25 protein-coding genes and 1 pseudogene (1 of these 26 cut by a window edge) are annotated in these 26,457 nt (G+C 57.7%); 17 read left to right on the top strand and 9 right to left on the bottom strand.

Translation table 11 applies throughout. The features are described from left to right. Positions 1 to 44 precede the first annotated feature (44 nt). The gene (locus tag EYQ49_04135) at positions 45 to 2,114 is read right to left on the bottom strand and encodes a hypothetical protein (protein ID HIG25073.1); all 2,070 of its coding nucleotides are present in this window, start codon (positions 2,112 to 2,114) and stop codon (positions 45 to 47) included. A 236-nt stretch (positions 2,115 to 2,350) separates the two neighbouring features. On the opposite strand from EYQ49_04135, the gene EYQ49_04130 reads away from it, so the two are divergent. The 3 genes from EYQ49_04130 to EYQ49_04120 all read left to right on the top strand — a co-directional run bounded on the left by EYQ49_04130 (position 2,351) and on the right by EYQ49_04120 (position 3,224). Continuing rightward, positions 2,351 to 2,644 (top strand): WhiB family transcriptional regulator, encoded by a 294-nt coding sequence (locus EYQ49_04130; protein ID HIG25072.1) that lies wholly within the window; start codon positions 2,351 to 2,353, stop codon positions 2,642 to 2,644. Positions 2,645 to 2,710: 66 nt separating this feature from the next. Further along, a complete protein-coding gene (locus EYQ49_04125) occupies positions 2,711 to 2,896 on the top strand; it encodes a twin-arginine translocase TatA/TatE family subunit (GenBank protein HIG25071.1) in 186 nt (61 codons plus the stop codon). A gap of 52 nt (positions 2,897 to 2,948) precedes the next feature. Continuing rightward, complete coding sequence (locus EYQ49_04120; protein ID HIG25070.1) at positions 2,949 to 3,224, top strand: hypothetical protein; 276 nt, start codon at positions 2,949 to 2,951, stop codon at positions 3,222 to 3,224. A 100-nt stretch (positions 3,225 to 3,324) separates the two neighbouring features. Here the strand turns inward: EYQ49_04120 and EYQ49_04115 are convergent, their stop codons facing one another. Beyond that, positions 3,325 to 3,564: a WhiB family transcriptional regulator gene (locus EYQ49_04115; protein HIG25069.1), complete on the bottom strand. Its 240-nt coding sequence runs from the start codon at positions 3,562 to 3,564 to the stop codon at positions 3,325 to 3,327. Between the two features lie 189 nt (positions 3,565 to 3,753). On the opposite strand from EYQ49_04115, the gene EYQ49_04110 reads away from it, so the two are divergent. From EYQ49_04110 to EYQ49_04095, 4 genes are all read left to right on the top strand, one after another. After that, on the top strand, positions 3,754 to 4,899 hold the full coding sequence (locus EYQ49_04110; GenBank protein ID HIG25068.1) for a sodium dependent phosphate transporter: 1,146 nt from the start codon (positions 3,754 to 3,756) through the stop codon (positions 4,897 to 4,899). A 70-nt stretch (positions 4,900 to 4,969) separates the two neighbouring features. After that, the gene (locus tag EYQ49_04105) at positions 4,970 to 5,638 is read left to right on the top strand and encodes a hypothetical protein (protein HIG25067.1); all 669 of its coding nucleotides are present in this window, start codon (positions 4,970 to 4,972) and stop codon (positions 5,636 to 5,638) included. An 8-nt stretch (positions 5,639 to 5,646) separates the two neighbouring features. After that, positions 5,647 to 6,441: a 5'/3'-nucleotidase SurE gene (locus tag EYQ49_04100; GenBank protein HIG25066.1), complete on the top strand. Its 795-nt coding sequence runs from the start codon at positions 5,647 to 5,649 to the stop codon at positions 6,439 to 6,441. 72 nt (positions 6,442 to 6,513) lie between these two features. Next, positions 6,514 to 7,857 carry a hypothetical protein gene (locus EYQ49_04095; GenBank protein HIG25065.1) on the top strand — a complete coding sequence of 448 codons (1,344 nt, stop codon included), beginning with the start codon at positions 6,514 to 6,516 and terminating at the stop codon, positions 7,855 to 7,857. Here EYQ49_04095 and EYQ49_04090 read toward each other — a convergent pair whose 3' ends face one another. Beyond that, entirely contained in the window at positions 7,858 to 9,123 is a 1,266-nt protein-coding gene (locus tag EYQ49_04090) for a hypothetical protein (protein HIG25064.1), read from the bottom strand. A 14-nt stretch (positions 9,124 to 9,137) separates the two neighbouring features. Here EYQ49_04090 and EYQ49_04085 point away from each other — a divergent pair, with 14 nt between their 5' ends. The 4 genes from EYQ49_04085 to EYQ49_04070 are packed head-to-tail and all read left to right on the top strand — an operon-like array spanning position 9,138 to position 11,965. Further along, on the top strand, positions 9,138 to 10,190 hold the full coding sequence (locus EYQ49_04085; GenBank protein ID HIG25063.1) for an NAD-dependent epimerase/dehydratase family protein: 1,053 nt from the start codon (positions 9,138 to 9,140) through the stop codon (positions 10,188 to 10,190). A 34-nt stretch (positions 10,191 to 10,224) separates the two neighbouring features. Further along, complete coding sequence (locus EYQ49_04080; protein HIG25062.1) at positions 10,225 to 10,719, top strand: molybdenum cofactor biosynthesis protein MoaE; 495 nt, start codon at positions 10,225 to 10,227, stop codon at positions 10,717 to 10,719. Further along, a complete protein-coding gene (locus EYQ49_04075) occupies positions 10,716 to 10,946 on the top strand; it encodes a hypothetical protein (protein HIG25061.1) in 231 nt (76 codons plus the stop codon). Before EYQ49_04080 ends, EYQ49_04075 begins: the two co-directional genes overlap by 4 nt. Next, positions 10,946 to 11,965, top strand: a complete 1,020-nt coding sequence (locus tag EYQ49_04070; GenBank protein HIG25060.1) for a rod shape-determining protein — start codon at positions 10,946 to 10,948, stop codon at positions 11,963 to 11,965. The genes EYQ49_04075 and EYQ49_04070 overlap by 1 nt, the downstream gene beginning before the upstream one ends. Here the strand turns inward: EYQ49_04070 and EYQ49_04065 are convergent. Continuing rightward, positions 11,931 to 12,635 (bottom strand): hypothetical protein, encoded by a 705-nt coding sequence (locus tag EYQ49_04065; GenBank protein ID HIG25059.1) that lies wholly within the window; start codon positions 12,633 to 12,635, stop codon positions 11,931 to 11,933. The genes EYQ49_04070 and EYQ49_04065 overlap by 35 nt on opposite strands. A 3-nt stretch (positions 12,636 to 12,638) precedes the next feature. Beyond that, a complete protein-coding gene (locus EYQ49_04060) occupies positions 12,639 to 13,091 on the bottom strand; it encodes a hypothetical protein (protein HIG25058.1) in 453 nt (150 codons plus the stop codon). A gap of 52 nt (positions 13,092 to 13,143) precedes the next feature. On the opposite strand from EYQ49_04060, the gene EYQ49_04055 reads away from it, so the two are divergent. Next, positions 13,144 to 14,184 carry a hypothetical protein gene (locus tag EYQ49_04055; GenBank protein HIG25057.1) on the top strand — a complete coding sequence of 347 codons (1,041 nt, stop codon included), beginning with the start codon at positions 13,144 to 13,146 and terminating at the stop codon, positions 14,182 to 14,184. Between the two features lie 56 nt (positions 14,185 to 14,240). Beyond that, positions 14,241 to 17,231: a UPF0182 family protein gene (locus EYQ49_04050; GenBank protein HIG25056.1), complete on the top strand. Its 2,991-nt coding sequence runs from the start codon at positions 14,241 to 14,243 to the stop codon at positions 17,229 to 17,231. Here EYQ49_04050 and EYQ49_04045 read toward each other — a convergent pair. Then, positions 17,228 to 17,662 carry a hypothetical protein gene (locus EYQ49_04045; protein ID HIG25055.1) on the bottom strand — a complete coding sequence of 145 codons (435 nt, stop codon included), beginning with the start codon at positions 17,660 to 17,662 and terminating at the stop codon, positions 17,228 to 17,230. The genes EYQ49_04050 and EYQ49_04045 overlap by 4 nt on opposite strands. A 79-nt stretch (positions 17,663 to 17,741) precedes the next feature. On the opposite strand from EYQ49_04045, the gene EYQ49_04040 reads away from it, so the two are divergent. After that, on the top strand, positions 17,742 to 18,671 hold the full coding sequence (locus EYQ49_04040) for a DUF3298 domain-containing protein (protein HIG25054.1): 930 nt from the start codon (positions 17,742 to 17,744) through the stop codon (positions 18,669 to 18,671). 121 nt (positions 18,672 to 18,792) lie between these two features. On the opposite strand, the gene EYQ49_04035 is transcribed toward EYQ49_04040, so the two are convergent. Next, positions 18,793 to 20,349 (bottom strand): sulfatase, encoded by a 1,557-nt coding sequence (locus EYQ49_04035; GenBank protein HIG25053.1) that lies wholly within the window; start codon positions 20,347 to 20,349, stop codon positions 18,793 to 18,795. A 144-nt stretch (positions 20,350 to 20,493) separates the two neighbouring features. Here EYQ49_04035 and EYQ49_04030 point away from each other — a divergent pair, with 144 nt between their 5' ends. Beyond that, a complete protein-coding gene (locus EYQ49_04030; GenBank protein ID HIG25052.1) occupies positions 20,494 to 20,928 on the top strand; it encodes a DUF983 domain-containing protein in 435 nt (144 codons plus the stop codon). A 19-nt stretch (positions 20,929 to 20,947) separates the two neighbouring features. Here EYQ49_04030 and EYQ49_04025 read toward each other — a convergent pair whose 3' ends face one another. Then, positions 20,948 to 22,519: a methyltransferase gene (locus EYQ49_04025; protein ID HIG25051.1), complete on the bottom strand. Its 1,572-nt coding sequence runs from the start codon at positions 22,517 to 22,519 to the stop codon at positions 20,948 to 20,950. A 21-nt stretch (positions 22,520 to 22,540) separates the two neighbouring features. Continuing rightward, positions 22,541 to 24,982: an FAD-dependent oxidoreductase gene (locus EYQ49_04020; GenBank protein ID HIG25050.1), complete on the bottom strand. Its 2,442-nt coding sequence runs from the start codon at positions 24,980 to 24,982 to the stop codon at positions 22,541 to 22,543. A 116-nt stretch (positions 24,983 to 25,098) separates the two neighbouring features. Here EYQ49_04020 and EYQ49_04015 point away from each other — a divergent pair, with 116 nt between their 5' ends. Both EYQ49_04015 and EYQ49_04010 read left to right on the top strand, forming a co-directional pair. After that, on the top strand, positions 25,099 to 25,803 hold the full coding sequence (locus EYQ49_04015; GenBank protein HIG25049.1) for an IclR family transcriptional regulator: 705 nt from the start codon (positions 25,099 to 25,101) through the stop codon (positions 25,801 to 25,803). Positions 25,804 to 25,912: 109 nt separating this feature from the next. Then, positions 25,913 to 26,457, top strand: a pseudogene (locus EYQ49_04010) (haloalkane dehalogenase); it runs 347 nt beyond the window's last position.

Below are 26,457 nucleotides of genomic sequence, written 5' to 3'. Positions count from 1 at the left end.
ACGGTACCGGGCTTTGTCGCATGGTGGCCACCTCGGCGCTGGAGTTACGTGGCAATGTTGCTTTGGTAGTGGTTGGTGGTGGTGAGTTGGTCAGTGGTGAGTTGGAGTTTGAGCTCGATGGGTCCGGGGGGTCCGGTGAGATTTTGGGTTATTTGGCCAATGTGCATTACTAGGTCGGCGTCGATGTTGCCTTCCCAAACTGAAGTATGGGTTTGGCCGCCAAAGGTGAGTTGGGCGGTTATGCGGGTCAACCCGAGGGGTTGAGGCCCGTCGTGTACCACGGTGATGTTGGTGGTCAGTGTTTGGTCGCTGGTGTAGGTGGCTTCGAGTGGGTTGGCCATTACGAGGGTGGGTTGGCAGGCCGCGGTTACTGCGGCGTAGGCCGGTTTGGGGTGGCCTTGGTGGTTGAGGATGCTACTGCTGGTGGCTGGTTCGGTGGCTAAGAGTTGGTCAAAAGTAAACCCGCCGACCGGACGGTATTTTCTGCGACGGAGTATTTCTATTTGCGTTTTGAGTAAGTGGGCTTGGTGTTGTTGGGTGGCGGTTACCCAAGCGGCGGGGTCGGTAAAATTTTCGGGGGGAAACCGACGAAGTAGCACGTCGAGTTGTTGGTCGTTGCTGGTGTTGAGTTGTGCGGGGTCAAGGGTGGGCCAATTGGCTTGGTCGGGGGTGAGTTGGTTGGGCACACTGTGGCTGCCAAAAGCAGAGACGAACCGTCCGGCACCGGGGCGGTGGCTGAGGTAGGGGTCAAGGTCGGTGACTTGGCCGTCGTGCCAGCCGAACCAAAGGTGGCTGTTGGCTTCTTGGTAGTTGGCCAGGTTGGGCAGCATTCCGGATTGCGAAAGTGCGGGCCGTGAGGGGTCTTTGCGTTGAATTTCTCGGCGTATTGATCGATCCAGAACGGCTCGCGACCAGGTTGGTTTTTGGTGGTCAAGTGACCGGGGTGCGGCTTTGGTGGTGTCGGGGGCATCGGGGGTGTCGTGGGCGCACCACACGATGATGGAGGGGTGATGGCCAAGCAGATTGACCATTTCTCGTGCTTGGTGGGTGGCTTGGCTGCGTATTGATCGATGGTATTCGCCGCGTAGTGGCATGTCTTGCCAGAGGAGTAGCCCGGCTTGGTCGCATGCGGTGTAGAGGGCAGGGTGGGCAATGTGGCCGGCGAGGCGAAGCAGGTTGAGGTTGGCTTCAAGGGCTTGGGTTACTACTTGTTGGGCTTGTTTTTCGTTAATTGAGGTGAGGTTGTTGTTGAGGGGCCCAAGGTTGGCGCCGCGCAAAAAGAGCCTTTGTTCGTTGATGCGCCATTGGTGGTGGTGCATGCGTATGGAGCGAAACCCGATGTGCTGGGTGGTTTGGTCGCTGGGGGTTCCGTGTTGGTCGGTGACGGCGAGGGTTATTTGGTGGAGGGGCTGGTCGCCCAGTTCGTGGGGCCACCAGAGCGGTGGGTGGGGTACGCGTATGGGCCATTCGACGGTGTTTTGGCCGGCGGCGAGGGGTTGTTGGTGTCGGTGGTCTATGCCGAGGATGGTGGTGTGGAATACCGCTAGTTGGGGTTGGTCGGCGTCTACGACGACGCGGATGGCCAGGCTGGCCACGGTGGGGTTGGCGTCGGTGCAGATGATGCGTTGTTGAAGTAAGGAGATGGGGCCGGTTTGGCGGATACTGATGGGTTGCCAGATACCTCCGGGGTTGCCGTTTTGTTGGGTGGTTCCGGTGAGGGTGCGTTGTTGGCCGGCGGGGGCTTGGGGTGGTGAGGTGACTTCTATGGCCAGGAGGTGTTCGTTTTGGGTTTTTAGGGCGGTGGTTATTTCGATGGTGTGGCCAAAAAAATAGCCTTCGGTGGCTTGCAGGTAAGAGCCGTCGAGCCAGATGTCGCCTTGGGAGAAGATGCCGCCTATTTCTAGCCAGCTGCGTTGTTGGCTGGTGGGGGCGGGGGCGTTGAAACGGGTGCGGTAGAGCAGGGGCCCGTTTTGGTCAGCGAATTCTTTGGTGAAGCGCCATTGTCCGGGTACGGGGAGTTTGGTCCAGTCGCTTTCGTCGAGGTCGTTAAGGGGGAAACTTCGGCGGCGGGCGTCGCTGGCGGTTTGGGCGAGCCAGGGGCCGGTGAGTTCCATGGGTTTACGCTAGCCGGGTTACTTTTCGTTGTGGGGGCTTGGCGCGGCTGTTATCTCGGTCGTTTGTGGGGTTGATTAGCCGGTTTATCGACTGTTTTGGCTAAAAATCCTTTGTTTTCTCGTATTTCCCCTTGTAATTGGCGAACAACAGTGGTGTAATTACATTACTGGCATCCAACGAGGGGTGCCTACAAGTTACGTGGGTTGGCGGATGCCTACGGGGGAGATCGCACATCATGGGCATTTTTGCTAAACCTGACTTGGATACTTCATGGCAGGGTTCTTCGAACTGTCTCGGGGTTGATCCTGATCTTTTCTTTCCAGAGCGTGGGGCCAGCACCCGTGAGGCGAAGGCTGTTTGCAAGAGTTGCATGGTGCGCCCTGACTGTTTGGAGTTCGCTCTGCAAAATGGTGAAAAGTTCGGTATTTGGGGTGGAATGAGCGAACGCGAACGTCGCCGTATCCGTCGTCAACGGGCTTTAGAGCGGGCTGCGGCTGCGGCTGCGGCTGAGCAAGCGGAATCTGCTTAAGGTTTTTACTTAGAGGTTCTGCCGGGGCGGTACCGGTTGGGCGGCGCATCCCGCTAGTCTGATGGTATGAACATTATCGGATTGCTTTCCAGCAACGAATTAATTATTGTCGCTATTTTGGCGGTAGTGCTTTTTGGCGGGAGTCAACTTCCGAAGTTGGCCCGCAACTTGGGTCGAGCGCAGAAGGAACTTCAAAAGGGGCTCGCTGAGGGTGTCGCTGAAGCTGCTGATGATTCAACAAAGACTGATTGACCGCATTTAGCGCTCTTGGTTTTCTAAGAGTGTTGTTTTTAGGAGCGTTTGTATGACTGATATTTCTGAAAATCTTGAACCACAGCCCCCGGCGGGCGATGTGCGTATTGTTTATCTTGGGCCGATTGCTCCTCATTGGGAGGTGCAATCTACTTTTGGTGATCGAGCACTCATCGAGACGTTTCGTGACCGTATTGGCGCTCGCTTGATGTTGCTTCCGCCTCACGATCCGCAGTTTCGTCGTAACCGTGAGCGCATTAACCGTGATGGCGAGCGTGAAAACGTGTTGGTCACATGGGACTTGGGCTACGAAGAAGAGACTGCTTAGTTCTTTTTGTTTATAAAATCATCAATGGCCCTGGTGTAATAACCAGGGCCATTGTGGTTTTCGGCCCAGAGTTGGAGGGGGTAGCTCTGGGCGGAGATTGTTAAGCAGCGGTGGCCGAAAGTGGCTGCTTTGCTTGACGGCGTTCTTTTAATATCCTGCGTCGTTGTCGTTCTGAGCAGCCTCCCCAGACCCCGTGTTCGACCCGGTTGCGGAGGGCGTATTCCAGACATGGTTCGGTGACTGGGCAGTTGGCACAAATGGCTTTGGCGACAATAACCCCCATGCCGTCGCTGGGGAAAAAGACGTCTGCTGGGGAGTTTGCGCAGGTACTTTGTTTCATCCAAGTGGTGTTCATGTTGTTGCCGCCGTTCATTTTTAGGGTTTGGGTTACTTTTTCTGCCTTATTTGTACAGAACGGCATATAAAGCCACGGTAAAGAAACGGTTAAAACATGAGAAGTGTTTACTTTTTGTTCACCTTTTTCTTTGTTGCAGACAGGTTGGTTTGGTTGGTCGGTAGATTGTTTTTAATGGCGAATGAAACAGTATTGGACGGTTCAAAACCTCGCATCATCCCGACGTCGGCTCGTGGCCTGCTGGTCTTGGCGTTGCTTTACTTGTTTTTGACCGGGGTCAACTTGTTGGGGGGCGGGTTTAAGAGCCTGGGCAGCGATCTTGTAGATGGTCTTTTCCAGGGGATATCGAACCCGTTGGCTGGTTTGTTTGTGGGTTTGTTGGCCACAGTGTTGGTGCAGTCTTCGTCGGTGTCGACGGCGGTGATTGTGGGTTTGGTGGCTTCTGGTGTGGTCAGCACGAGTGATGCGGTGCCTATGATTATGGGCGCCAATTTGGGTACCACGGTGACCAATACGTTGGCTTCGTTGGGCCATGTGCGTCGAGACGCCGAGTTCCGCCGGGCTTTTGCGGCGGCCACCGTGCACGATTTTTTCAATATTTTGACGGTGGCGGTTTTTTTGCCGCTGGAATTAGCTACCGGTTTTCTTTCTTCTTCTTCGCTGTGGATTACTGAGCGGGTAGTGGGCTCTGGGGGTAGCGATTTTAAGAGTCCTTTGAAGGCTGCGGTGAAGTTGCCGGCCAATTTGGTGAAGGATTTGTTGTCCAGTTTGGGGGCTCATGGAGACCTCAAAGGTGGGTTGATGATTGCTGTGGGTTTGGCGTTTATTTTTGTGGCGCTGGCCTTTATTACAAAAAATATGCGATTGCTGGTGGCTGACCGGGTTGAGGCCGCCATTAATAAAGCGTTGGGTGCTGGTTCGGGCTTTGTGGCGATGGTCTTGGGGTTGGTTATTACGGTGGCGGTGCAATCTTCGTCTATCACCACTTCGGTGTTGGTGCCGTTGGCGGCTTCCGGGGTTTTGACGTTAGAAAATATTTATCCGGTGACTTTGGGCGCCAATGTGGGTACTACGGTGACGGCGCTTTTGGCGGCGTTGGCTACCGGTAGTCCGGCGGCGGTCAGTGTGGCCATTGTGCACACGTTGTTTAATATCAGTGGTATTGCCGTGTTTTATCCTTGGCGGGTGTTGCGGCGTATTCCGCTTGATTTGTCGGAGCGTCTGGCTGAGGTGGCGACAGAGCGGCGGTCGGTGGCTGTGGCTTACACGGTGATCATGTTTGTGGTGATCCCGTTGGCGGGAGTAATGATTTTGCGATGAGGTTTCCTAATGAGGTATTTCAGTTTTTTTCCGTCAAAATAACAAGTAACCAACTATTGGAGTTGATGACATGGTAATGAGTTTTTTTCGACGTCCTGATGAGGGCGGGCTTGAGCAGATAGATGCGCAGGTTCAGCGCATGGTTAATGATGCCCGCCATACTTTTGATTTGGCCATGAACGCCGTTACGGGTGGTGCGGTAGAAACGGTGGCTGAGGAGGTGCGGCGCACTGATCGGCAAATCAACTTGACAGAAATGGAGATTCGCCGAGCTTTGTTGGTGCATGCTTCGGTGCATGGCGCCACGGATACTCCGGAGGTGCTGGTTTTTATGAACATGGTTAAAGACCTGGAGCGCATCGGGGATTACAACAAAAACATTTTTGATTTAGCGGAGGAAGGAGTGTCGCTTGTTGATTCTCCTGATTTTGAGGAGATTTTGGCCCTGCGTGACGAGGTTTCTTCTCGTATCGCTTTAATGGGCGAAATTTTGGCTACGCGAGATGAAGAGCGGGCTCGGGATTACATAAGTCGAGGTGACGAGCTGCGTCGGGGTTTTGATGAGAAGGTTAAGGCGCTTATTCATTTCACCGAGCCGGGGGTTTTGGCGGTGCCGCGGGCATTGTTATTTCGGTTTTTGAAGCGGATTTCGGCCCATTCGTTGAATGTGGTTTCGGCGGTGGTTATGCCAGTTGATCAACTTGACTATTTTGATGAGTCAGAGGACACGCGACTTTAAAAGGATTCCTGGTGAATAGCCCGAAACGAATACTAGTTACCAACGATGATGGGATTGATTCCCCGGGGGTGGCGGCTTTAGCGGCCATGGTGGCGGAGGCTGGTTTTGTGCCGGTGGTGGCGGCGCCGGCTATTAATTGGAGTGGGGCGGCTGCTGCTTTGGGGCCTTTGGATGATCCTTCGCGGGTGCCGGTGCGGCGGGTTGAGTTGCCGGGTTTAGAAGATTGGGAAGTTTCCGCGGTGGAGGCGCCTCCGGCGTTAATTGTCATGTTGGCGATGTTGGGTGGTTTTGGCGATCCGCCTGATTTGGTGGTGTCGGGGGTTAATCAGGGTCCTAATACGGGTCGATCTACTTTGCATTCGGCCACGGTGGCGGCGGCTTTGGTGGCGGCGAAGTTTGAGCGCTCAGCGTTGGCGGTGAGTTTGGGCGATGGCGCTGATGATCATCATGGTTTGTGGCGGTGGGAAACGGCGACCCAAATGGCTGCTCCGTTGTTGCAGTGGCTGCCCGAAGCTCCGGCGAAAACGGTGTTGAATCTTAATGTTCCTAATATTGAGCATCACCAGGTTTTGGGGTTGCGTCATTGCGATTTGGCTCCGGTGGGCGGAGTGCATACCAGCATTGTGGGTAGGGACGAGCATGGTATAGATATTGATCTTTTGCCGACTAGCGGCGATATTCCTCACGGTACGGATTCTGCGTGGCTACGTAAGGGCTATGCCACGGTTACGGCGTTAGCTCCTCCTTCGGCGCAGGTGGCGGATTTGCCGGTGGAGGGTTGGCATGGGCCGGCGGGGCTTTAGCGCAGGTGTTGGTGGCGGTAATTTTGTTGCGTTGGTGGTGAGCGTTTTGTGGCCACCCCGTAGCCTGTTGCTGTGACCAGTCCTTCTTCTGCTGCAGTTAATCCGAAGCCGTGGTTGACGCCGTTTACTCGGATGGCGCGGGCTCATGCGGTAGCGGCTATGGCCGATGCCATGATTGCGGTGGCTTTAGCCGGGTCGGTTTTTTTCTCGATTGACCCTAGTGCGGCGCGTTGGCGGGTGGCTTTGTATCTGGTGTTGACCATTGCTCCGTTTGCTGTGGTGACGCCGTTTATTGGCCCGTTGATTGATCGGGCTCGTGGTGGCCGTCGGGCCATGATTCTTTTTACTGTGGTGGGTCGTGCGGTGCTGGCGTGGTTAATGACCCGACATTTGACGGGGTTATTGTTGTTCCCTGAGGCTTTTGGTTTTCTTATTTTGCAAAAAAGTTATTCGGTGGCCAAAAGTGCGTTGGTGCCGAATTTGGTGCGATCAGAAGTTGCTTTGGTGCATGCCAATGCCAAGATGAGTTTGGCTAGTGCGTTGAGTTCCATGGTGGGGGCGGGTATTGGGGGTTTGGCTTTGTTGGGGGGAGCGAATTGGCCGGCTTGGGCTGCGGTGGGGGGTTTTGCTTTGGCGGCGCTTTATTTCTTGCAGGTTCCTAAGGTGGCGGTTGAAGACGAGCCAGTTAAGGAGCGCCTTGAGTTAGCGGCCAGAAGTATTGTGTTGACGGCGCGTTCTATGACTTTTTTGCGAGCTGCGGTGGGTTTTGTTACTTTTTTGTTGGCTTTTGCTTTGCGAGGCGGCGAAGAGGGTTTGCCGTTGGAGGGGTTGGGTCGTGCGGCGGGTGCGGCGACCGGTTTTGTGCGGGGCCAAACTGTTTTTGGTACGCCTGGGGCGCCGCCGTGGCATTTTGCTTTGGTCATGTTGGCGGCTGGGTTGGGAGTGTTGTTGGGGGCAAAAACGGTGCCCTTGTTGCGGAGAAGGGTGGTGGAGGAGCACATTATTTTGCGTTTCTTGTTGCTCACTTTTTTAGGGTTGTTGGGTGCCTCATTTTTGCGCAATGTGTGGGGTGCGGTGTTGGCGTCGGGGGTGATTGCGGTTTCGGCGAGCAGTGCGAAGTTGGCTTTTGATTCGTTGGTGCAGCGTGATGCTCCCGATGCAAACTATGGGCGATTTTTTGCCCGTTACGAGGCTCGTTTTCAAATGAGTTGGTCGGTGGGGGCTTTGTTGGCGACGGTGTTGCCGTTCCCGGTTTATGTGGGTTTTGGCGGGGTGGCTTCGTTGGCTGCGGTGTCGTTGTTGTGGTATTTACTTTCTCTTCGCGGGGTGCGGGTACGGCCTACTCCGGTGACGTCGGATCGTGCTGATGGGCAGTTGCCGTTGTGGGATCGCCAAGAGGATGATCCGAAAAACTAGTTAGTTTTCTGTGGGGTCTTCGGGTAGCGAGATGCGAGCTAGCCAGAGGCGTGGGTTGTCTATTTCGTTTGGGGTGGGTAAAAAGCGGGCTTCTTCCCATAAACGGTTGAGCTCGTTGTGGCCTCCCCATTGGATGATCCCTTCGACAAAGGAGGCGCCGCGGTCTACTTGGTCTTGGGTCAGGTTGAGGCCTAATATTTTTTCGACAAATCGATCGGCTTCGTGGGTTTCTACTCGGCGGCGTCGTAAGGCTTCGGTGATCATGGGGTAGTTGGCGATGAGCCCGGTGCCTATTTCGTCCATGAGGTGGTCGACGTAGCCGATGATGGCCGCTACTTGGGCTTCGAGGTAGGGCAGGAGGGCTTTTTGATCAGGGGATTGCACGGCCCCCAGAATGGTTTCGGGGTCGAGCATTTGTGAAAAGTTGGGGGGGTTTTCGGGGCCGCCTTGGAGGTCTATGCCGATGTCTTCGAGGGAGCGTTGCAGGATGTCGGGGTCGTTTTGAAAACCGGCGGCGTGGCGGCTGAGGAGGTCGCTTATGGCTTTGCGTACGTGGGGGATGCCGAACAATGCGTGGTGCAGAGTTTCGTGGAGGCATACCCAGAGGTGGAGGTCTTCGCTGCGCAGGCTCCAGTCGTTGCCGAACTCTTCAATATTTGGGGCGACGAGCAGCAGGTGGTCGTCGGCTCGGGGGATGGGCAGGTCATAGCTGCCCAGGCTGCGTTGGGCGAGGCGGCCCACCATGGTGCCGGTGGTAATGCTGGTCATCATGGGGGCAAAGGTGGAGAACATTTGGCCGAGTGATTGGCGGAGTTCGGGGGGAAGTTGGGCAGCGATTTCTTCGGGGAGGTCCAGGGTGAAGTTTTCGGGGAGGTCTTGGTTGAGGGCGCCGGTCATTTTGGCTAGCAGTGGTTCGAGGGCAGTGATGCTGCGTTCGGCCCAGGCGCCTCGGGTGAGGGGTTCGATGACTAGGGGTTGGCCGCGGTTGATGAGTAGGCCGGTGTGGTTTTCTACTTGGAGTTGAGCGACTCGAGCGAGTTGTTCGTATTCCATGCGCATTACGGGGTCTACGTTGGCTTCGGGTTGCCCTTCGGCGGCTATGGAGCGAGCTATTTCGCGGGCTCGGGCGGTGGGGTCAAGGTTGGAGAGTTGGTCAAACCCGCCTGTTCCTTGCTGGTTTAGGGTTTCGAAAAGGTGGTTGAGTTGGGCGAACGGGTCTTTTGATTCGTCATCAAATGGGTCTTCGGGTAGTTGATTGCTGTTCATAAGGGCATCGTAGGGTGGTGAACAGTCAGAAGCCTCGCGTGGTGGTCACCGGTTCTACTGGTGCGGTGGGTCGTCAGGTCTGTACGCGTCTGGCTGATGAGGGTTTTTCTGTGGTGGGTTTGGATCGCCGTTCGGGGGTTTCGTCCCATGCCGAGGTGTCGTTGTTGACCGTGGATTTGGCGGTGGCCGATTTGCGTTCTTTGTTAATGGGGGCTGATGTGGTGGTGCATTTGGCTTCGGGGGTGCGGGCCCAAGATGTGCATGGAGACCCGGGCCACGACATGTTGACGGTGGCGGAGCGTTTGTTGGCGGCGGCGGCTGATGCTGGGGTGGCTCATGTGGTGGTGCGCTCGTCGGCCATGGTTTATGGGGCGTGGGCTGATAACCCGGTGCCGTTGACTGAGGAGGCGGGAGTACAGCCTTGTCGGGGGTTCCGTTTTGCTGAGCATCGAGCGTCTTTGGAGGGTTTGGCGACGGCTTGGGCCGGTAAGGCAGCGGGGCGTTCGGCGAGTTTGTTGCGTCCTGCGGTGACGGTGGCTGAGGAACGGCCGGGGGGTTTGGCGCGTATTTTGGCTTCGGCGGCGGCTATTCGTGCGCAAGAGGGCGACCCGTTGGGTCAGTTTGTGCATGCCGATGATTTGGCTGAGGCGGTGGTGTGTGTGGTGGCGGAGCGTTTTGATGGCCCGGTTAATGTGGCGCCCGATGGTTGGATTTCTGCGCCGATGATGGCGGAGTTGGGGGGCCCGGCGCCGCGGTTGCGTTTGCCGGCGCCGGTGGCTTCGTGGGTGGCGGAGGTGCGGTGGCAGTTGGGTTTGACCGATGCGCCGCCTTCTGTGGTGCCGTACACGGTGTTTCCGTGGGTGGTGGCTAATGATCGTTTGCGGTCGTTGGGTTGGGTGCCTTCGCATAGCAACGAGGAGGCGTATGTGGTGGGTTATGAGCCGCGGGCTACTGATCGTTTGGATGCGAAGCGTCGTCAGCAGTTGTCTTTGGCGGTGGCCGGTGGTGCGGTGTTGTTGGGGTTGGTGATTTTGGGTCGTTTGGTGGGGCGTTGGCGAAAAAGTTGAGCGTTGCTGCTGGCCGGGTCGTACGATGTTCGTTATGTCTGACATTGCACCGGGCTTGGCCCTGTTGACTCCTCCGGTGGGGGATACTTGGTGTGGTTTGTCGGCTGCGGATTTGCCGGTGGTTGAGGTGTTGGCGTGGGCTAATAAGCCGGATTGTGGGGCGGTGGTCTTGTTTAGCGGTAATGCCCGTGATCATGCTCCGGGTCGTGATGCGGTGACTGCTTTGGAATACGAGGCTTATGAGGAGCAAGCGGTTCCTCGTTTGTTGCAAGTGGCTGAGGATGCTCGTTTGCGTTGGCCTGCGGTGCGCCAGGTGGCTTTGTTGCATCGGGTGGGTCCGTTGGCTATTGGTGAGGCGGCGGTGTTGGTGGTGGTTTCTTCGCCTCATCGTCCGGAAGCTTTTGATGCGGGTCGTTTTTGTATTGATGCGTTAAAGGCTTCGGTGCCTATTTGGAAGCAAGAAACGTGGGCCGGTGGCCAGCATTGGGGTACCGATGCGCAGCACGTGGTTGAGTCGAGTCGGGCATGAATTCGTCGGTAATGTTTTTGGCGGGTGCGGGGGGTTTGGCGGTGACTGGGTCGTTGTTGTTGTGGTTGTTTAGCCGTCCTCGCAAGGTGTTGCATGATCCAAACGAGTTTCGCAATACGTTGCGTGGTTTGCACCAGCCGGGGGTGGGGACGAGTCGGTCGGGTCCGGCTACGCAACCTAATCGGGTGGTGTCAGATAAAAATGTTGATCCGGAGCGACGGTTCTAATGGCTCGGGATTTAGCGATTGATTTAGGTACGGCCAACACGTTGGTTTATGCCCGGGGCGAGGGCCTGGTTTTTGCGGAGCCTTCGGTTATTGCTTTGAATAAGCGTTCGGGTGAAGTGTTGGCTATGGGTAACGAGGCGTGGCAGATGATTGGTCGTACGCCGGCGCATGTGGTGGCGGAGCGCCCGTTGCGTAAGGGGGCGATTAAAGATTTCGATATTACTCAGCGCATGGTGCGGGTGTTGTTTGAGCGGGTGGGGGTGAGTCGGTTCAATCGCCCCAAGGTGCTTATTTGTGTGCCGTCGGCGATTACTGCGGTGGAGCGTCGGGCGGTTACTGAGGCGGCGCGTCGGGCGGGGGCTACTGATGCGCAGTTGATTGAGCAACCGTTGGCGGCGGCTATTGGCGCCAACTTGCCGATTAGTGAGGCTATGGGGAACATGGTGGTTGATGTGGGCGGTGGCACGTCGGAGTCGGCCATGTTGTCTTTGGGTGGGGTGGTGGCTTTAGAGGCGGTGCGGATTGGTTCGTTTGATATTGATGCGGCGATTATGGAGTATGTAAAAAACGAACACGGTATGGCTATTGGGGAGCACACGGCGGAGGAAATCAAGATCCAAATTGGGTCGGCGGCTCCGGTGGCTGAGGAGTTACGGGCCGAGGTGGCTGGTCAAGAGATGATGACGGGGTTACCGAAGAAAGTGATTTTGACGGCCACTGAGATTCGTCGGGCGATTAATGAACCGGTGGCGGCCATGATTGAGTCGGCGGTGACGTGTTTAACACAGGCGCCGCCGGAGTTGGGCCAGGATTTGATGAATGAGGGTATTCATTTGGTGGGTGGCGGCGGGTTGTTGCGGGGTTTCGATGTGCGTTTGGCGGAAGAAACAGGGGTGCCGGTAAATATTGTTGGTGAACCGTTGGAGTGTGTGGTGATGGGTGCGGGTCAGTGCATTGAGAGTTTTGAGGCGATGCGGGCCATGTTTATGGAGTCTCGTCCTCGTCAGGTGGGTCGTTAAGCGGCGAGCTGGTGAGGTCTTCGGCGGCTTGTCGGGTTTGTGGGTCGCGGTCGGTGAGCATGCGTTTTAGGGCGGCGTCTACTTGGGGCCCTTGGTAGGGGGCTAAGGCCAGGGTGGCGCGGCGTCGTATGGGGGGTTTGTCGTTGAGGGCCGCCAAGATGACTTGGAGGCTGTTGGGGTGACCGAGGGCGCCCAGGGCAGCGATGGCTGCTTCTCGACAGAGGGGGTCGTCGTGGTTTTGTCCAAGGTCGGCGAGTTGGGTGGCGTGTTGTTCGCTGAGTTCTGGTTGGTTGAGTTCGGGAAGGATTTCTCCTAGGGCCCAGCAGGTGGTTTCTATTACGTTTGGGTCGTGGTGGTCAAGGAGTTGGGCGACTTCTTGGGCGAGTTCTTTGGTGGGGAGTTGTTGGGTGGCCACGTTGAGGGCTTGTTGTTGTACGGCTGCTGTGGGGTCGTTTAGGCCGGTGGTGAGTTGGGGTCCGGTGAGTTGGTTGAGTCGGTGGAGGGCGTTGAGGGCGGCGGCTCGTACGGGGGCTTGGGGGTCGGCCAGGAGGGTGCGGGCGGTGTCGGCGCTGGTGTTGGGGGCTTGGTGTCCGGCCAGGATGGCTTGACGTCGACGTTGGGCGGTGGCTGGGTCGGGGGGTTCGGTGGGGTGTTCGTAGCGTCCGACCATGGGTTAGCCGATGGCTTGTTCAAGTAGGAAGGTGCCGGCAAAAAAGAGTGCTCCGAAGGCGGTGGCGATGAATGCTCCGCCGACTGCGATGAGTACCACGAGGGCGGCGAGGGAACGTAGGCGGTGCCACCAGCGGATGCGGGCTCGGCGGCCGGTGAGTACTTTTCGTGGGGGCTGAAACCAGATTCCGCTGAGGGCGGCCAGGTTCCATTTGCGGTCGATGGCTCGTTCGGTGTCGCCGCTGGGGGGTAGCCAGGTGCGGCGTATGGCGTGGTCGGCCTTCCAAAGGTTTTGTGCGAGTTTTTGCGGGGTGCATGCCGTATTGTTGGTCAGCGTGGCAGGCTGGGGGGGTCCCGGTGTGATGCGGGCGGAGAACAGCAGCAGCGCGCCAGCCAAGAGGGCCGCGGAGGGCATGAACGTGGTGAGGGAAGAGGAAAGTATTAGTGAAGTGGTCACGGCACCTGAGATGCTAGTTGGCGATGAGCCTGCCCCGGTCGCAGGGGGGTCAATGAGTTTGCGTCGCTTGTCTGGTGAGCGGCGTTGGCTGGCGGTTTTGTTTTTGCTGGGTGTTGTTTTGGTGTTGGTTATGACCTTTGTGCGGTTGCCTTATTATGTGTTTTCTCCTGGTTCGGTGAACCCGTTGGCGGAGCGCATTGTGGTTACGGGGGTGGATACTTTTGATCCGGTGGGCGAGGTTTTGTTTACTACGGTGAGTCAAGATTCTTCGGTGAATGGGTGGGAGTATTTGTGGGCTAAGTGGGATGATTCGGTGTTGTTACTGGATGAAGATTTGGTGATGGGGGATCGTGATCGTGGTGAGGTGCGGGCTTTTAATTTGGCTTTGATGAGGGTTTCGAAGTCCACTGCGGTGGCGGTGGCTTTGCTGCATTTGGGTTTTGAACCGTTTGTGGCGACTGGGGTGGGGATGGCTTCGGTGGAGGGTCCGGCGGAGGGTTTGTTTACTACTGATGATGTGATTCGGTCTATTAATGGGGTGGTGGTGGATACCACTGAAGAGTTGGTGGTGGAGATTCGTCGTTATGCGCCTGGTGAGACGTTGGTTTTTGCGGTGGAGGCGGTGGATGGTTCGTTTCCTCGAGAGGTTTCGGTGGTGATGGGGGCTCGAGAGGATGACCCGTCGGTGGCGTTTTTGGGTATTCAGCCGCAGACTCGTACGGAGGATGCTCCGGGTATGCCGTTTAATGCGCATGTTGATACGGGTTCTGTGGGGGGTAATTCGGCGGGTTTGGCGTTGACGCTGTCGGTTCTGGATTTAGTAACGCCGGGGGAATTGACTGGTGGTTTTCAGGTGGCTACTACGGGCACTATTTCGTTGTCGGGGGCGGTGGGCCCTATTGGGGGTATTGAGCAAAAGACGGTGGCTGCTCGTAAGGCGGGGGTGGATTTGTTTTTGGTTCCGATGAGCGAGTTGGCGGCGGCGCAGCGTCAGGCGGGCGATTTGAATGTGGTGGGGGTGGCGACGTTGGATGAGGCGTTGGTTGCTTTGGCTGCGTTGGGTGGTAATGCTTTGGAATTGTCGCTGCCTTAGTTTGCTTGTTTTGTCTTTAAGGGCGGGCTTGTGGGGGGCAGCGGTAGGCTCGCTTTATGCGCCCTGAAAGTAGCCCTCGTCCGCAATCTTCTGGTTCTTCGTCGGGGGGTGTTCCGCCTCGGGGTCCGCGTCCGGTTCCGGGCCGTGGTGGCGGGTCGCCGCGCCGTTTTCGTACCGTTATGGCAGTGGTGTCGGTAGTCGGTATTTTTGGTTTGATGGCCTTGCGGGGGATCGCCGGTTTTTACACGGACTTCTTGTGGTTTGACCAGTTGGGTCACGACGATGTGTTTACGTCGGTTTTAGGTGCTCAAGTGGTGTTGGTTGTATTGTTTACAACACTGTTTTTTGTGTTGGTGTACGGCAACCTGACGGTCGCTGACCGTATGGCGCCGGCGGTGCGCCCTCCTGGGCCAGAAGAAGATTTGGTAAGCCAGTGGCATTTGTTGATTGGTTCGCGGGCCGGCAAGCTGCGTTTGGTGGCTTCGTTTGTGTTGGCGTTGATGGCTGGTGCGGGGGTTGGTAACCGGTGGCAAGAGTGGCTGCTGTTTACTAATGGCGGCGATTTTGGTTCGGTAGATGCGCAGTTTGGTCGCGATCTTGGGTTCTTTATTTTCCAGTTGCCTTTTTTGAGTTTTGTGGTGGGTTGGTTGTTTTCTAGTTTGTTTGTGATTTTGTTGGTTACGTCGGTGGCCCATTATCTCAATGGGGGTATTCGTTTTCAGACGTTTGGCGAGCGGGTGCAACCGAAGGTGAAGATGCATTTGTCGGCACTATTGGCTCTTTTAGCTTTGGTGAAGGCGGCGGGTTACTGGTTGGCTCGTTTTGAGTTGACGACTTCTACCCGGGGTGCGGTTGATGGGGCTAGTTACACCGATGTGAAGGCACAGTTGCCGGCCATGAATTTGTTGATTTTGATTTCGTTGTTTGCCGTGTTGTTGTTGGCGGTTAATGTTCGGCGCCGGGGTTGGGTGTTGCCTACTTTGGCGGTGGGTTTGTGGGCTTTGGTGGCTTTGGTGATGGGCAGTATTTATCCGGCGGTTATTCAGAACCTGCGGGTGGAGCCTGCGGAGTCTGAGAAGGAGTCGGTTTATATTGCTCGTAATATTGCGGCGACCCGGACGGCTTTTGGTTTGGATGACTTGGTGGAATTGCAGATTGAGGATTTTGATAATGAGATCACTGCGGTTGATTTGTTGCAGAATCCGACCACGGTGCGCAATATTCGGGTGATGGACCCGGTGGTGGTTCAGGGCACGTTTGACCGTTTGCAGGGTGAGCGGGAGTTTTACCGTTTTGCTGATGTTTTGGATACCGATCGTTATCTCATTGATGGCGAGATGACCCAGGTGTTGTTGGGCGCTCGTGAGTTGGATCTGAATGAGACTCGTTCGTGGGAGAGCCAGCATGTGGCTTTTACGCATGGTTATGGGGTGGCTATGGCGCCGGTGAGTCGGGTGCGTGGTTCTGGTGACCCGGATTTTGTGATTGGTGATTTGCCGGTTTCTATTGATGAGTCAATGGAGGTCACGTTGGATCGTCCGCAGATTTATATTGGCGAGGGTTTGGGTGGTTATGCCGTGGTGGGGGCCAGCCGTGATGAGGTGGATTTCACTGACGAGAATCAAGAAACCCAGTCGGTGCGTTACGCCGATATCGGTGGCCAAGCTGGGGTGCCGATGGGGTCGCTGTTGCGTAAGGCGGCTTTTGCTTTGCGGTTTACTGAGTTGGAGCCGTTGATTTCTAACTTTGTTACTGATGAGTCTCGGATTATTTATGTTCGTGATGTGCAGGAGAGGGTCAAGAAGTTGGCTCCGTTTTTGGAATTTGATGCGGACCCTTATCCGGTGATGGTTGATGGCCGTTTGGTGTACGTGGTCGATGGTTATACGACGACGAATCGTTACCCGTATTCGCAGCGTGCGCCGGTGTCTGATTTGAGTACGGAGAGTGGTTTGCGCAGCGATTTCAATTATGTGCGTAATTCGGTGCGTGCCGTGGTGGATGCTTTTGATGGCACGGTGACTTTTTACATTGTTGATGATGAGGATCCGATTATTGCTGCTTACCAGTCGGCGTTTAGTAATTTGTTTACGCCGGTTTCGGAGATGCCTGAAGAGTTGGTGGCGCATATGCGTTATGCCGAGGATTTGTTTCGTGTGCAGTCGGAGTTGTGGGGTTCGTATCACGTGGATAACACGGAGAACTTTTATCAGCGGGCTGCTGAGTGGGCGGTGTCGCAGGACCCTGGTCGCAGTGGTGAGGGTGCCGCAGATTTAGTGTTGGTTGATGCGCAGGGGACACGGGTGGGGACGCGTGATGTGCGTATGGCTCCTTATCGCACCATGGTGAGTTTGCCTGATGCTGAGGAAGCGGAGTTTGTGATTTTGCGGGCTTATGTGCCGCTTGATGATGAGGATGCGCGTAAGGAATTGGCGGCTTACGTGGTGGGTCGTAGCGATGGGGAGCACGCCGGCGAGTTGGTGGTGTACCGTCCGCCGACGTCAAACTTTGATGGCCCGGCTTTGGCTGAGGAGCGCATTCGTAACGATGAAGCGGTCGCTACTTTGCAGACGTTGTTGAGCCAGCGGGGTTCAGACGTCCTCTTTGGTGAGTTGTTGTTGGTGCCTATTGAGAATTCAATTTTGTATGTGCGTCCGTTGTATGTGCAAGCAGATGGAGACTCCACGGTGCCGGAGTTGGAGCGGGTCATTGTGGTGGCTGGCGAAAAAGTTGTTATGGCCGATTCGCTCCAGGAGGCTTTGGAGGAGTTAACGGGCCACAGTTTGGCGGCTTTGTTCCCCGATGGCATTGTTTCTGATGTGCCGGCGGTTGATGAACCGGTGGTTTCGGTTGATGATCCGGACGAACCGGTTGCCCCGATTGAGGGTATTCCTGAGGATGTGGTGACGCTGGTGGCGGAGATTGAGCAGTTGCAGCGTGAGTCTGCTGCTGCTTTGGCGCAGGATCCTGCGGATTGGTTGGAGTTTGGCCGTTTGCAGGACCGTATTCAGTCGCTGGTGGCGGCGTTGGCGGCGTCTGCTGGTTAGTCGGCGGGTTGCCAGCCGCTGAGCCGTCGGCCGGTAGGTGAGGGTTCGTCGGCGCGTACCGGTGAGTCGGCGGTCAGGTCGGCGAAGCTTTCGTCGTTTTCGAGTTGCGGTGTGGGTGGGGTGATGGGTTCGAATTGGTGAGCGAGTTCGGCGATTTGTCCGCGGAGTTCTACGGTGACTCGGGTGAGTTCGGCGGAAAGTCGTGCGCCTTGGAGGCGGAGGTCCATGAGGGTTTCTTCGTCGTTTTCGCCGGCTTCGGTGCCTAGGGCGTTGAATTTGTGTTCGAGGTCGCTGAGGCGTTCGTCGAGGTTGCGGAGCCCGTTGGCGAGGTCGAGCAGTATTTGGTCGGCGATGGGGGCGCTGTCGGTGGGTTGCACGGTGGAGGGTGCGGTGGCTTTTTTGCGTTTGTTGCGCCTTGAAATTTTGGCCATGGCTTGATGGTAGTCCTCATTCGGGGTTGTGTTGGGTTGCCGCGCTTTGTGGCGGGCTCTTGGTAGGTACGCTGGCCGGGTGAAGGTCTTATTTTTTCTGAGGGTTCGGTCGTTTGGTGTGGCTTTGCTGGCCTTGTCGGTTGTTTCGTCTTGTGCGGGTTATGACGGGAGAGTTTTGCAGGGGGGTGTTCCGTCGGACACGTTGGATGTTTTGGTGGTTGATCAGGTGGTTGAGGCGGGGGTGCAGGCTGGGGCGGCTGGTGTTGTTCCGGCGAGTACGAAGCCGAATGTTCCGGAGGTCACTATTGAGGAGGATCTGAAGGCGGAGATGGATTGGTCGGTGGGGGTGGGGGGCTCTACCAAGGTTGAGGTGGGTGTGTTGTCTGGTGAGATGGCGGCGGCGGGTTCTTATGAGTTGTCGTATCCGCAGGTGACAGAAACGGCGGCTGATTTTGCCATTAATGGGGCGTTGCAGGCGGTGGCTGACCGGGTGTATTTGGGTTTTGCTGGGGAGTTGGCGGAGTTGATGGGTGGGGAGGATGCGTTGAGTGAGCCGAGCCGGTTGTTGGGTGATGGTGAGGTGGTGTTTGATAACGATTTTTTGTTGAGTGTGTTGTTTAAGGGCACGATTTTGTGGGGTGGGGCGGCCAGCCAGCAGGCGTGGGTGGAGTCGGTGATGGTTGATTTGTCTGATGGCCGGGTGTTGCCGGTTGTGGAGTTGTTTACCGGGGGTCCGGCGGACAATTGGTTGGAGGTGGTGGCGGAGCGTTCGCATGAGTTGTTGGTGGAGGATCTTGGGGTGGAGATGGTGTGGGATGAGGGTTTGATGCCGGTGGCGGAGAATTTCGCTAATTTGTTGGTGACTCGTCCTGGATTGTTGGTTGTTTTTGATCAGTATCAGGTGGCGGCTGGCGTGGTGGGTACTCCTGCGGTGGTTGTTCCTTGGATCGATCTCGTCACGGTTATCAACCCACAAAGCAGCATCGGCCGCCTCGTAGTAGCCGGCTAACCCCAGCTTTCCCCAAAAAGTCCGTTACTTGGGGATAGTCCCCAGGTAACGGACTCTTGGTTTTTAGACACAGATACTTAGAAACCTAGACACGTGGGTCAGACCCCCACGGGTCTAGGTTCTAGAGGCCGAGGCGGGCGAGTTGTTCGGCGGGGGCTTCTACTTCGGTGAGGGCGTGGCGGAGGAGTTCTTGGTAGTGGTCGGCTCGGGGGGTGTCGATGAGGTTTTCGGTTTCTTGTTCGTCTTGGGTGTCGTAGAGCTCTGAGGTGGTGCCGGCGCCGCGCCCGGAGAGGAGTATGGCTCCTCCGGCTATTTCGGCTCCGGTGAGGGGTTGGCGTATTACGGGGATGTCGCTGCCGGGCATTTTGTCGAGCCAGGCTCGATCGTCAGGCCGGGGGAGGCCGGCGTTGGGGAGGATGGCTACCGGCATGGTGGACCACCGGTTGGACCAAATGCTGATGTCGCCGGTGTCGCCTTCGGCGCCCCGTAGGTATTTGCCGTGGTGGTCAATGAGGTTGACTTCGAGGCCGAAATATCCTTGGAGCATCCAGTCGCGGGCTTGGTTTTGGGTTCCTTCGATTACTTGGCGTAGTGAGATGCCGTGGGTGCGGTGCTCAATGTTGAGGTTGAACATTTCCGCAAGGGTGGCGTGTACGTCGACGCTGGTGGTGAGGGCGGTGCGGTGGCCGGGTTCGACTCCGGGCCAGTGGATGAGCATGGGGATGTGCCCCAGCAGGTTGTAGATGGGTGACAGGGGTTTGCCAAAGGTTTCGTTGCGTTCGCCGAGGTAGTGGCCGTGGTCGGTGACTAGGAAGATGGCGGTGTCTTCCCAAAGGTTGTTGCGGTCCATGGCGTCGAGGATTTTGCCGAACCAGTGGTCGATCATGGAGAGTTTGGCCCCGTAGTTGGCGCGTAGTTGGGCGGCTTGTTTTTCGGTGAGGATTCCTTTTTTGATGGCGTCTTTCATGTAGGGCGGCCATATGAGGAGGTCTTCGTCGCGTTGGTCGTGGTAGCGGTAGGCCCAGGGTTCGGGGGTGTCGAAGGGTTCGTGGGGGTCGAATTCGTCGACGAAGAGGAAGAATCGGTCGTGGTGTCCGGCGTTGCGGTCGAGCCAGTCGGCGGTGGCGGACATGGTGCGGGGTCCGGGGTAGTCGGTTTCGTCGCGGAACCAGGTGCGGCTGGTGTCGTAGGCGTGGCGGAACCATCCTTCGGCGGCGGGCAGGGCGGGGGTGCCGGCCCAACTGGGGTCGTCGCGTAGCCGCCAGGGGTCGCCTTCGTGGCCGCGTACGTAGTCCCACATGCCGAAGTCGGTGTGGTAGTTCTCGCCGCCGGTTTCAAAGAGATGAGGGTGGTCGGAGATAATCCCGGTGGCGATGCCTTTCATTTTCATGGCGTGGGCGATGTTGGATTCCCAGAGTTCGATGGAGCCCCAGGGTTTCCAGAGGAAGTCCCAGGCGCCGCAGAGTATGTCGTGGCGGGCGGGCATGCAGGGCAGTGAGGCGGAGTGGTGCTGGTCGAAGCGGAGGGAGCGGGCGGCCAGTCGGTCAAGGTTGGGGGTGTCGAATTCGTCGCCGCCGTAGCAGCCCAGCATGCGCCGGTTGAGGCTGTCGAGCAGGATGACGATGGCGTTGCGGGGTCCGCTGCCGTCTTGGTAGGGCTCTGCTTTGGGTCGGGCCATGGGGTCAATGGTCATGCCCCATACTGCCACGTCGCGCCTCTTTGCGCCTTGTTCGCAACCAAAACTAAGACACGTGGGGTCTGACCCCATGTGTCTTAATATTGGTTGAAGTGGGGTGGGGTGGGGTGGCGTTAGCGTTGGGGGATGAACGAAGAAACCAAGGCTTTGCGGGCGGTCACTTTGTCCGAGACGGGTATGGATGGAGCGGACCCGGTTCGGGTGGTGTTGCGCGGGTTATTTATGGCTTGTGCGGCCTGTGGCGGCCGGGGTTTGTTTCATAGTTGGTGGAAGATGCGCGAGACGTGCCCCACTTGTGGCCTCATTTTTACCCGGTCGCAAGGGTATTGGATGGGGGCGGTTGGGGTGAATTCCATGATGAGTGGGTTTGTGTTGCTGGTGACGATTGTGATCTCATTTTTGTTGGCGATGCCGGACCCGTCGTGGCAGCCCATTTTGATTCCGTCGGTGCTTGCTGGGTTTGGAGCACCGCTATTTCTTGACCCGATTACGCGAACTTTTTGGACATCGATGGTGGCCTTGGGTCGTCCGCCTGGTGTTGAAGGCCATCAAAGTCCGTGATCTAGGGCCTGTCCCCCGGTCACGGGCTTTGGGGGTTAAGGGCTTCTTGGGGGAGGCGGATGTCGAAGCGGGCGCGTACGGCGGCGTCTACTTGGGGGTTGATGTGGTTGGGGTAGTGGCTGCTGAGTATTTCGGCCACTTTTTCTCTGGCGGTTTCGTCGACGGATTTTGAGCCGGCGTCGTTCCAGTCGTTGGAGCTCACTCGGTCGCCTACTTCGGGGTACACGTATTCGCTTTGCATCATGGACAGGGTTTGGTCTTGGCCTAAGAAGTGTGAGGGCCCGTGTACGACGTTGGCGATGACCTCGGCGGAGAGCGTTTCGGGGGTTATTTCGATGCCCCGTAGGGTGCGGTTGATGGCGCCCAGCATGTCGTTGTCGATGATGATGGCTTCGTAGGAGCAGGCCAGCAGGCTGGCCAGCATGCCGGCGGATTCGTAAACCAGGTTGGCTCCGGCGTGACCGGCCAGGGTTACGGTGAGCCCTTTTTCGTGGCCGGCTTGGTTGTCGGGCATTTTGGAGTCGCTCATGCCGGCTGCTGTTCCTGAGGGAAGGCCTAACCAGTTGGCTACTTGGGCGGCTGCTGCGCTGAGTACGGCTTCTTCGCCGGAGCCGCCGGTCATGGCGCCGGTGCGTAGGTCGGAGACGAAGGGCCAGAGCCCCATGACGCAGGGGTGGCCGGGTTTGAGCAGGTTGACGCAGGTCAGGGCGGCGAGGCATTCGGCGAGGGCTTGGGCGAGTGATCCGGCGAGGGCGGCTGGTGAGGTGGCTCCGGCTTGGCCGGCGGAGAGCAGGTTGATGGGTACGCCGGCGCGTACTTGGGCCACCATGGAATGGGCGGCGTCTTCGGCGTAGCGCAGGGGTGGCACCACGAAGGTGTTGTTGGCTACACAGAAGGGTCGTTCGGCAAAGGAGCCGGGTTTGCCGCCCAGCATTTCGTCCCACATGTCTACGGCTTCGTAAACGTGTTCTGGTTGAAAGAATGAGGTGCCGATGGGTTTGGTGGTGCCCATGGCGAGGGCGTAGGCGGTGTTGAGGTCGAGTTCGGGGGCTTCGATCATGTCGCGTGGTACTACGGTGCGTACGTGGAAGTGGATGTGTTCGCAGGTGTCGACGAGGCGGGCGATGTCGTAGACGTCGGCCAGGGTTGAGTGTCGGTGGGTGCGGGTTTGGTGTTCGTAGATTGATACGGCGGCTCCGGCGGTGCCGAAGTACACGGCGTCGCCGCCCACTTCGATGGATTTTTCGTCGTCGAGTCCGTGCCAGGTAAATTTTTTGGCGGCCGTGCTGATGGCGTGTTCGACTGCAGCGCGGGGAAAGTGTAAACGTCCGTCGCTGTCTACGTGTCCGCCGGCGGCGGTTACTACGTCGATGAATTCTGGTACTGGGGTGCCCATGCCGAGGTCTTCGAGAAGGTTTAAGGCGGTTTCGTAGACTTGTTTGCATTCGTTGTCGGTGAGTGGTTTGTAAGCGCCGCCGCTGAAGCCGGGGCGTACGGCGCGCTCGTCTTCGGTGGGTCCGGCGGCTCGGGCGGCTACTCGGGCGGCTCGTCCTCCGGAGCGTCCGCTGCGTTGGGGTTGGGTTTCAGTCATGCGTCCTCCGCAAGGTGTTGGTTAGGTTCGAAGTCTTTCGTTGGTGGGGTCGTGGGCGGGTGCGTCGAGCACGGTGGCGGTGTGGCGTTGCCCGTAGAGGCTGATGGAGAATTGTTGGCCGGCGGTGGCGTAGGCGGGGGTTACGTAGGCGAAGCACAGGCTTTGGCCAACGTGGTGGCCGTAGTCGCCGCTGGTGGTGATGCCCATGGGTGGTTCGGTGGGCTCGGCGTTGGGGGCGTAGCAGGGTTCGTTGCCGCGGCAGTCGTAGTCGGTGGTGTCGACGCTGGCGTAGACCAAAACCATGTCAAGGTCGGCGGGGTTTTGTTGTTGGCGGGCTTGTACGGCGGTTTTGCCGGTGAAGTCGCCGTCGAGGTTTACGAAGCGTTGGAGGCCGGCTTCGATGGGGGTGATTTCGGTGGTGAGTTCGCTGCCGAACCCTTTGTAGCCTTTTTCGAGCCGGAGGGCGTTCATAGCGTAGGAGCCAAAATGTACGAGGTCGTAGGGTTGGCCGGCGGCTACGAGGGCGGCGTATAACTGCGGCATTTGGTCGATGGGGTGGTGGAGTTCCCACCCGAGTTCGCCAACGTAAGACACGCGTAGGGCCAAGCAGTCGACGCCGGCTACGGTTATTTCTTGGCCAGTGAGCCAGCGGAAGTCCTCGGTGGCCAAGGAGCTTTCGGTGAGGGTGGCGAGTACGTCTCGGGCGTGGGGGCCGGTGATGGCCAGCAGCCCAAGGTTGCCGGTGACGTCAGTGACGGTGACGTTTTCGTCGGGGTGTATTTGGTTGCGGAGCAGGTCAAAGTCGCGGCCTTGGCTGGTGATGCCAGAGTTGAGGTAGAACCGGTCGTCGCTGAGGCGGGTGATGGTGACTTCGGCTTCGATGCCGCCGTCGGAAGTGAGTAGATGGCTGAGCCGTAGGCCGCCGGTAGCGGGCAGACGATTGGCGGTGATGCGGTCTAAGAGTTGGGCGGCGTGGGGGCCGGTTACTTCGAATTTGGCGAAGGCGGTGAGGTCGGCCAGGCCAACGCGGTTGCGTACCCCGGCGCATTCGTGGGCTACGTGGTCGAAGGCGTTGGAGTGTTGCCAGGAGTGTTGTTCGGGTTCGCCGTAGTAGGCCACCCGTTCCCATCCGTAGACGTCTTGCCATTGGGCACCGAGGGCGTCAAGGTTTTCGTGGATAGGGGTTTGGCGCATGGGTCGCCCGGCGGGGCGGTGTTCGCCGGGTAGCCGTACTTGGTACATCTCGTGGTATTCGTCGATGGATTTTTTAATGGTGTAGTCCTGGGTGGCCCAGGGCCCGAAGCGGCGGGGGTCCATTTCGGCGATGTTGATTTCGGTTTGGCCGTGGACCATCCATTGGGCCAGGTATTTTCCGGCGCCCGGGCCTTGGGTGATGCCGATGGAGGCGCCGACGCAGAGCCAGTAGTTTTTGAGGTCGGGGGCGGGGCCCATGAGGTAGCCGCCGTCGGGGGTGTGGGTTATCGGCCCGCTGATGACTTGTTTTATGCCGGCGTTGGCGAAGGCGGGTATGCGTTGGGCGGTGTGTTCGAGCCAGGGCATGAGGGGTTCGAGGTTGGGTGGGGTGAGGTGAAAGTGGAGGTCCCAGTCGATGCCTTGGGTGCCGTAGGTTTCGGCGCCTGCTCGTTCGTAGGGCCCAACCAGCAGGCCGTCTATTTCGTAGCGGTAGTAGGCCGAGGAGCGGGGGTCGCGTACCACGGGCATTTCGGTGGTTTGGGCGGCTATTTCGGCGAGGGGTTCGGTGATGAGGTATTGGTGGATCATCGACACGATGGGTATGTCCAGCCCGGCCATGGCGCCCAGTTGGGGGCCGTAGTGGCCGGCGGCGTTGACGAGGTGTTCGGCCACTGTGGTGCCTTGTTCGCCGTTGCGTTCCCAGGTGATTTCCCAGCGCTGGTCGGGTAGTTGGCGGGTGCCGGTGACCAGGGTGTGGCGGGCGATGGTGGCGCCCAGTTGGCGGGCTCCGGTGGCCATGGCGTTGGTAGAGCCAGTGGGGTCGGCCCATCCGTCGTTGGGGGTCCAGAAGCCGAGTTTTATGTCGGAGACGTCATCAATGAGGGGTGCGTGTTCGGGTATTTCGTTGGGACCGATGAGGTGGGCTTCGACGTCGATGAGTTCGAGCATGTCTTTGACGCGGCGGTACCACTGGGCTTGTTCGTCGGTGACGGCGAGGCGTATCGCACCGCAGCCGTGCCAGCCGGGTGACATGCCGGTTTCGGCTTCTAGGTTGTTGTAGAGGTCAACTCCGTAGGCGTGCACTTTGGCCATGTTGAGGCTGCCGATGAAGTGGGGCACCAGACCGGCGGCGTGCCAGGTGGAGCCAGAGGTGAGTTCGCCTTTTTCGATGAGCAGGGTGTCGGTCCAGCCTTGGTGGGCCAGATGGTAGAGCAGGCCCACGCCCATGGCGCCGCCGCCGATGATTACGCATTGTGCTTCGTCGCGCATGCTGCTCTCGTTTCTCTTGAAGAGGCAAGTGTTCCATTGAGTGGAACGGTCCGTTTCTTTCTGGTTATACTAGCGGTATTCAGAGCATCGAGCGAACTTTCAGTGTGTTGAGGGCCGTGGCTAACGGGCCGGCGGCGGTTGGCGTCTCTGAAGTAGCCCGAGCCACTGGTTTGGCAAAGTCCACTTGTTCACGCATTTTGGCCAGTTTGAGTGAGTTGGGCATAGTTGAGCGAGTCGATGAGGCGGGGCGTTTTGTGGTTGGTGAGGGGTTGCGTGCGCTGGCCGGGTCGGCGGTGTCGCCACGGTCGTTGCGTGAGGTGGCTCGCCCGCATTTAGTGGAGTTGGCGAACTTGTTGGGCGAGTGTGCGTCAATTGCGGTGCGGGACGGTCGTGATGGCTTGTATGTAGACCAGGTCACGGTGGAGAGCCCGGTGCAGGTAACTGATTGGACGGGTCAGCGTTTTCCGTTGCACACTATTGCTGCCGGGTTGGCGTTGATGGGTGCTTGGGGCCCGGCCGAGGTTGAGGCCTATGCCGCCAAGGGCCTAGAGGCTTTTACGGAACACACGGTGACTTCAAAAACGGCGTTGAAGCGTCGGGTGGCCGGGGTGGCCGTGGCCGGGGTGGCGTGGACTATGGGTGAGTTTTCGTCAGAAATCAACGGGCTGGCGGCTCCGGTGTGGGGCGCAGATGGCCAGGTGGTGGCTTCGGTGGCGGTCTATGGCCCAGCTTTTCGTTTTCCGGCCCAAGCCGATCAATCTTTCATTGAACAAGCAGTTTGCCAAACCGCTCTGAGCATTAATACCCAGTTGGTGGGTTAGCGGGTTATCGAAATTGTGGTGGCTTGGTTTTTTACTGCTGACTATTTCAGCGGCTAGATTTTTGTGCTGTACTGTTTCTTGAGGCCTGTTTGTCTATTAAGGAGCACCTATGACTGAGTTTTCTACTACCCCGTTGGCGAAGCAGTTTGTGGAAGTTGAGGGTAAGCAGATGGCTTATCATGAGACGGGGGTGGGGGATTCAGTTGTTTTTCTCCATGGGAACCCCACGTCGTCGTATTTGTGGAGAAACATTATTCCTCATGTGGCAGGGAAGGCCCGCTGCATTGTTCCTGATTTGATCGGTATGGGCGATTCAGACAAGTTGGCGGCTAATGGCCCTGATGCGTATCGGTTTGTTGAGCACCGTCGTTACCTCGATGGGTTGCTTGAGGCTTTGGATTTGGGTGATCAGGTTACTTTTGTGGTGCATGACTGGGGGTCGGCGTTGGGGTTTGATTGGGCGAACCGGCATCGGGATCGGGTAGCGGGCATTGTGTATATGGAGGCCATTGTGTGTCCGGTGACTTGGGAGGAGTGGCCTGATGCGGCCACTCCTATTTTTAAGGCCCTGCGGTCGGAGGCGGGGGAGGAAATGGTGATGGAGAAGAATCTTTTTGTGGAAGCGGTTTTGCCGGGTTCCATTCTTCGGGATCT

It is taken from the genome of Acidimicrobiia bacterium, assembly GCA_012959995.1.
Classification (GTDB): Bacteria; Actinomycetota; Acidimicrobiia; order Acidimicrobiales; family MedAcidi-G1; genus MedAcidi-G2B.
Note: the sequence above shows the minus strand (reverse complement) of the source record. Positions and strands in the feature narration are given on the sequence as shown.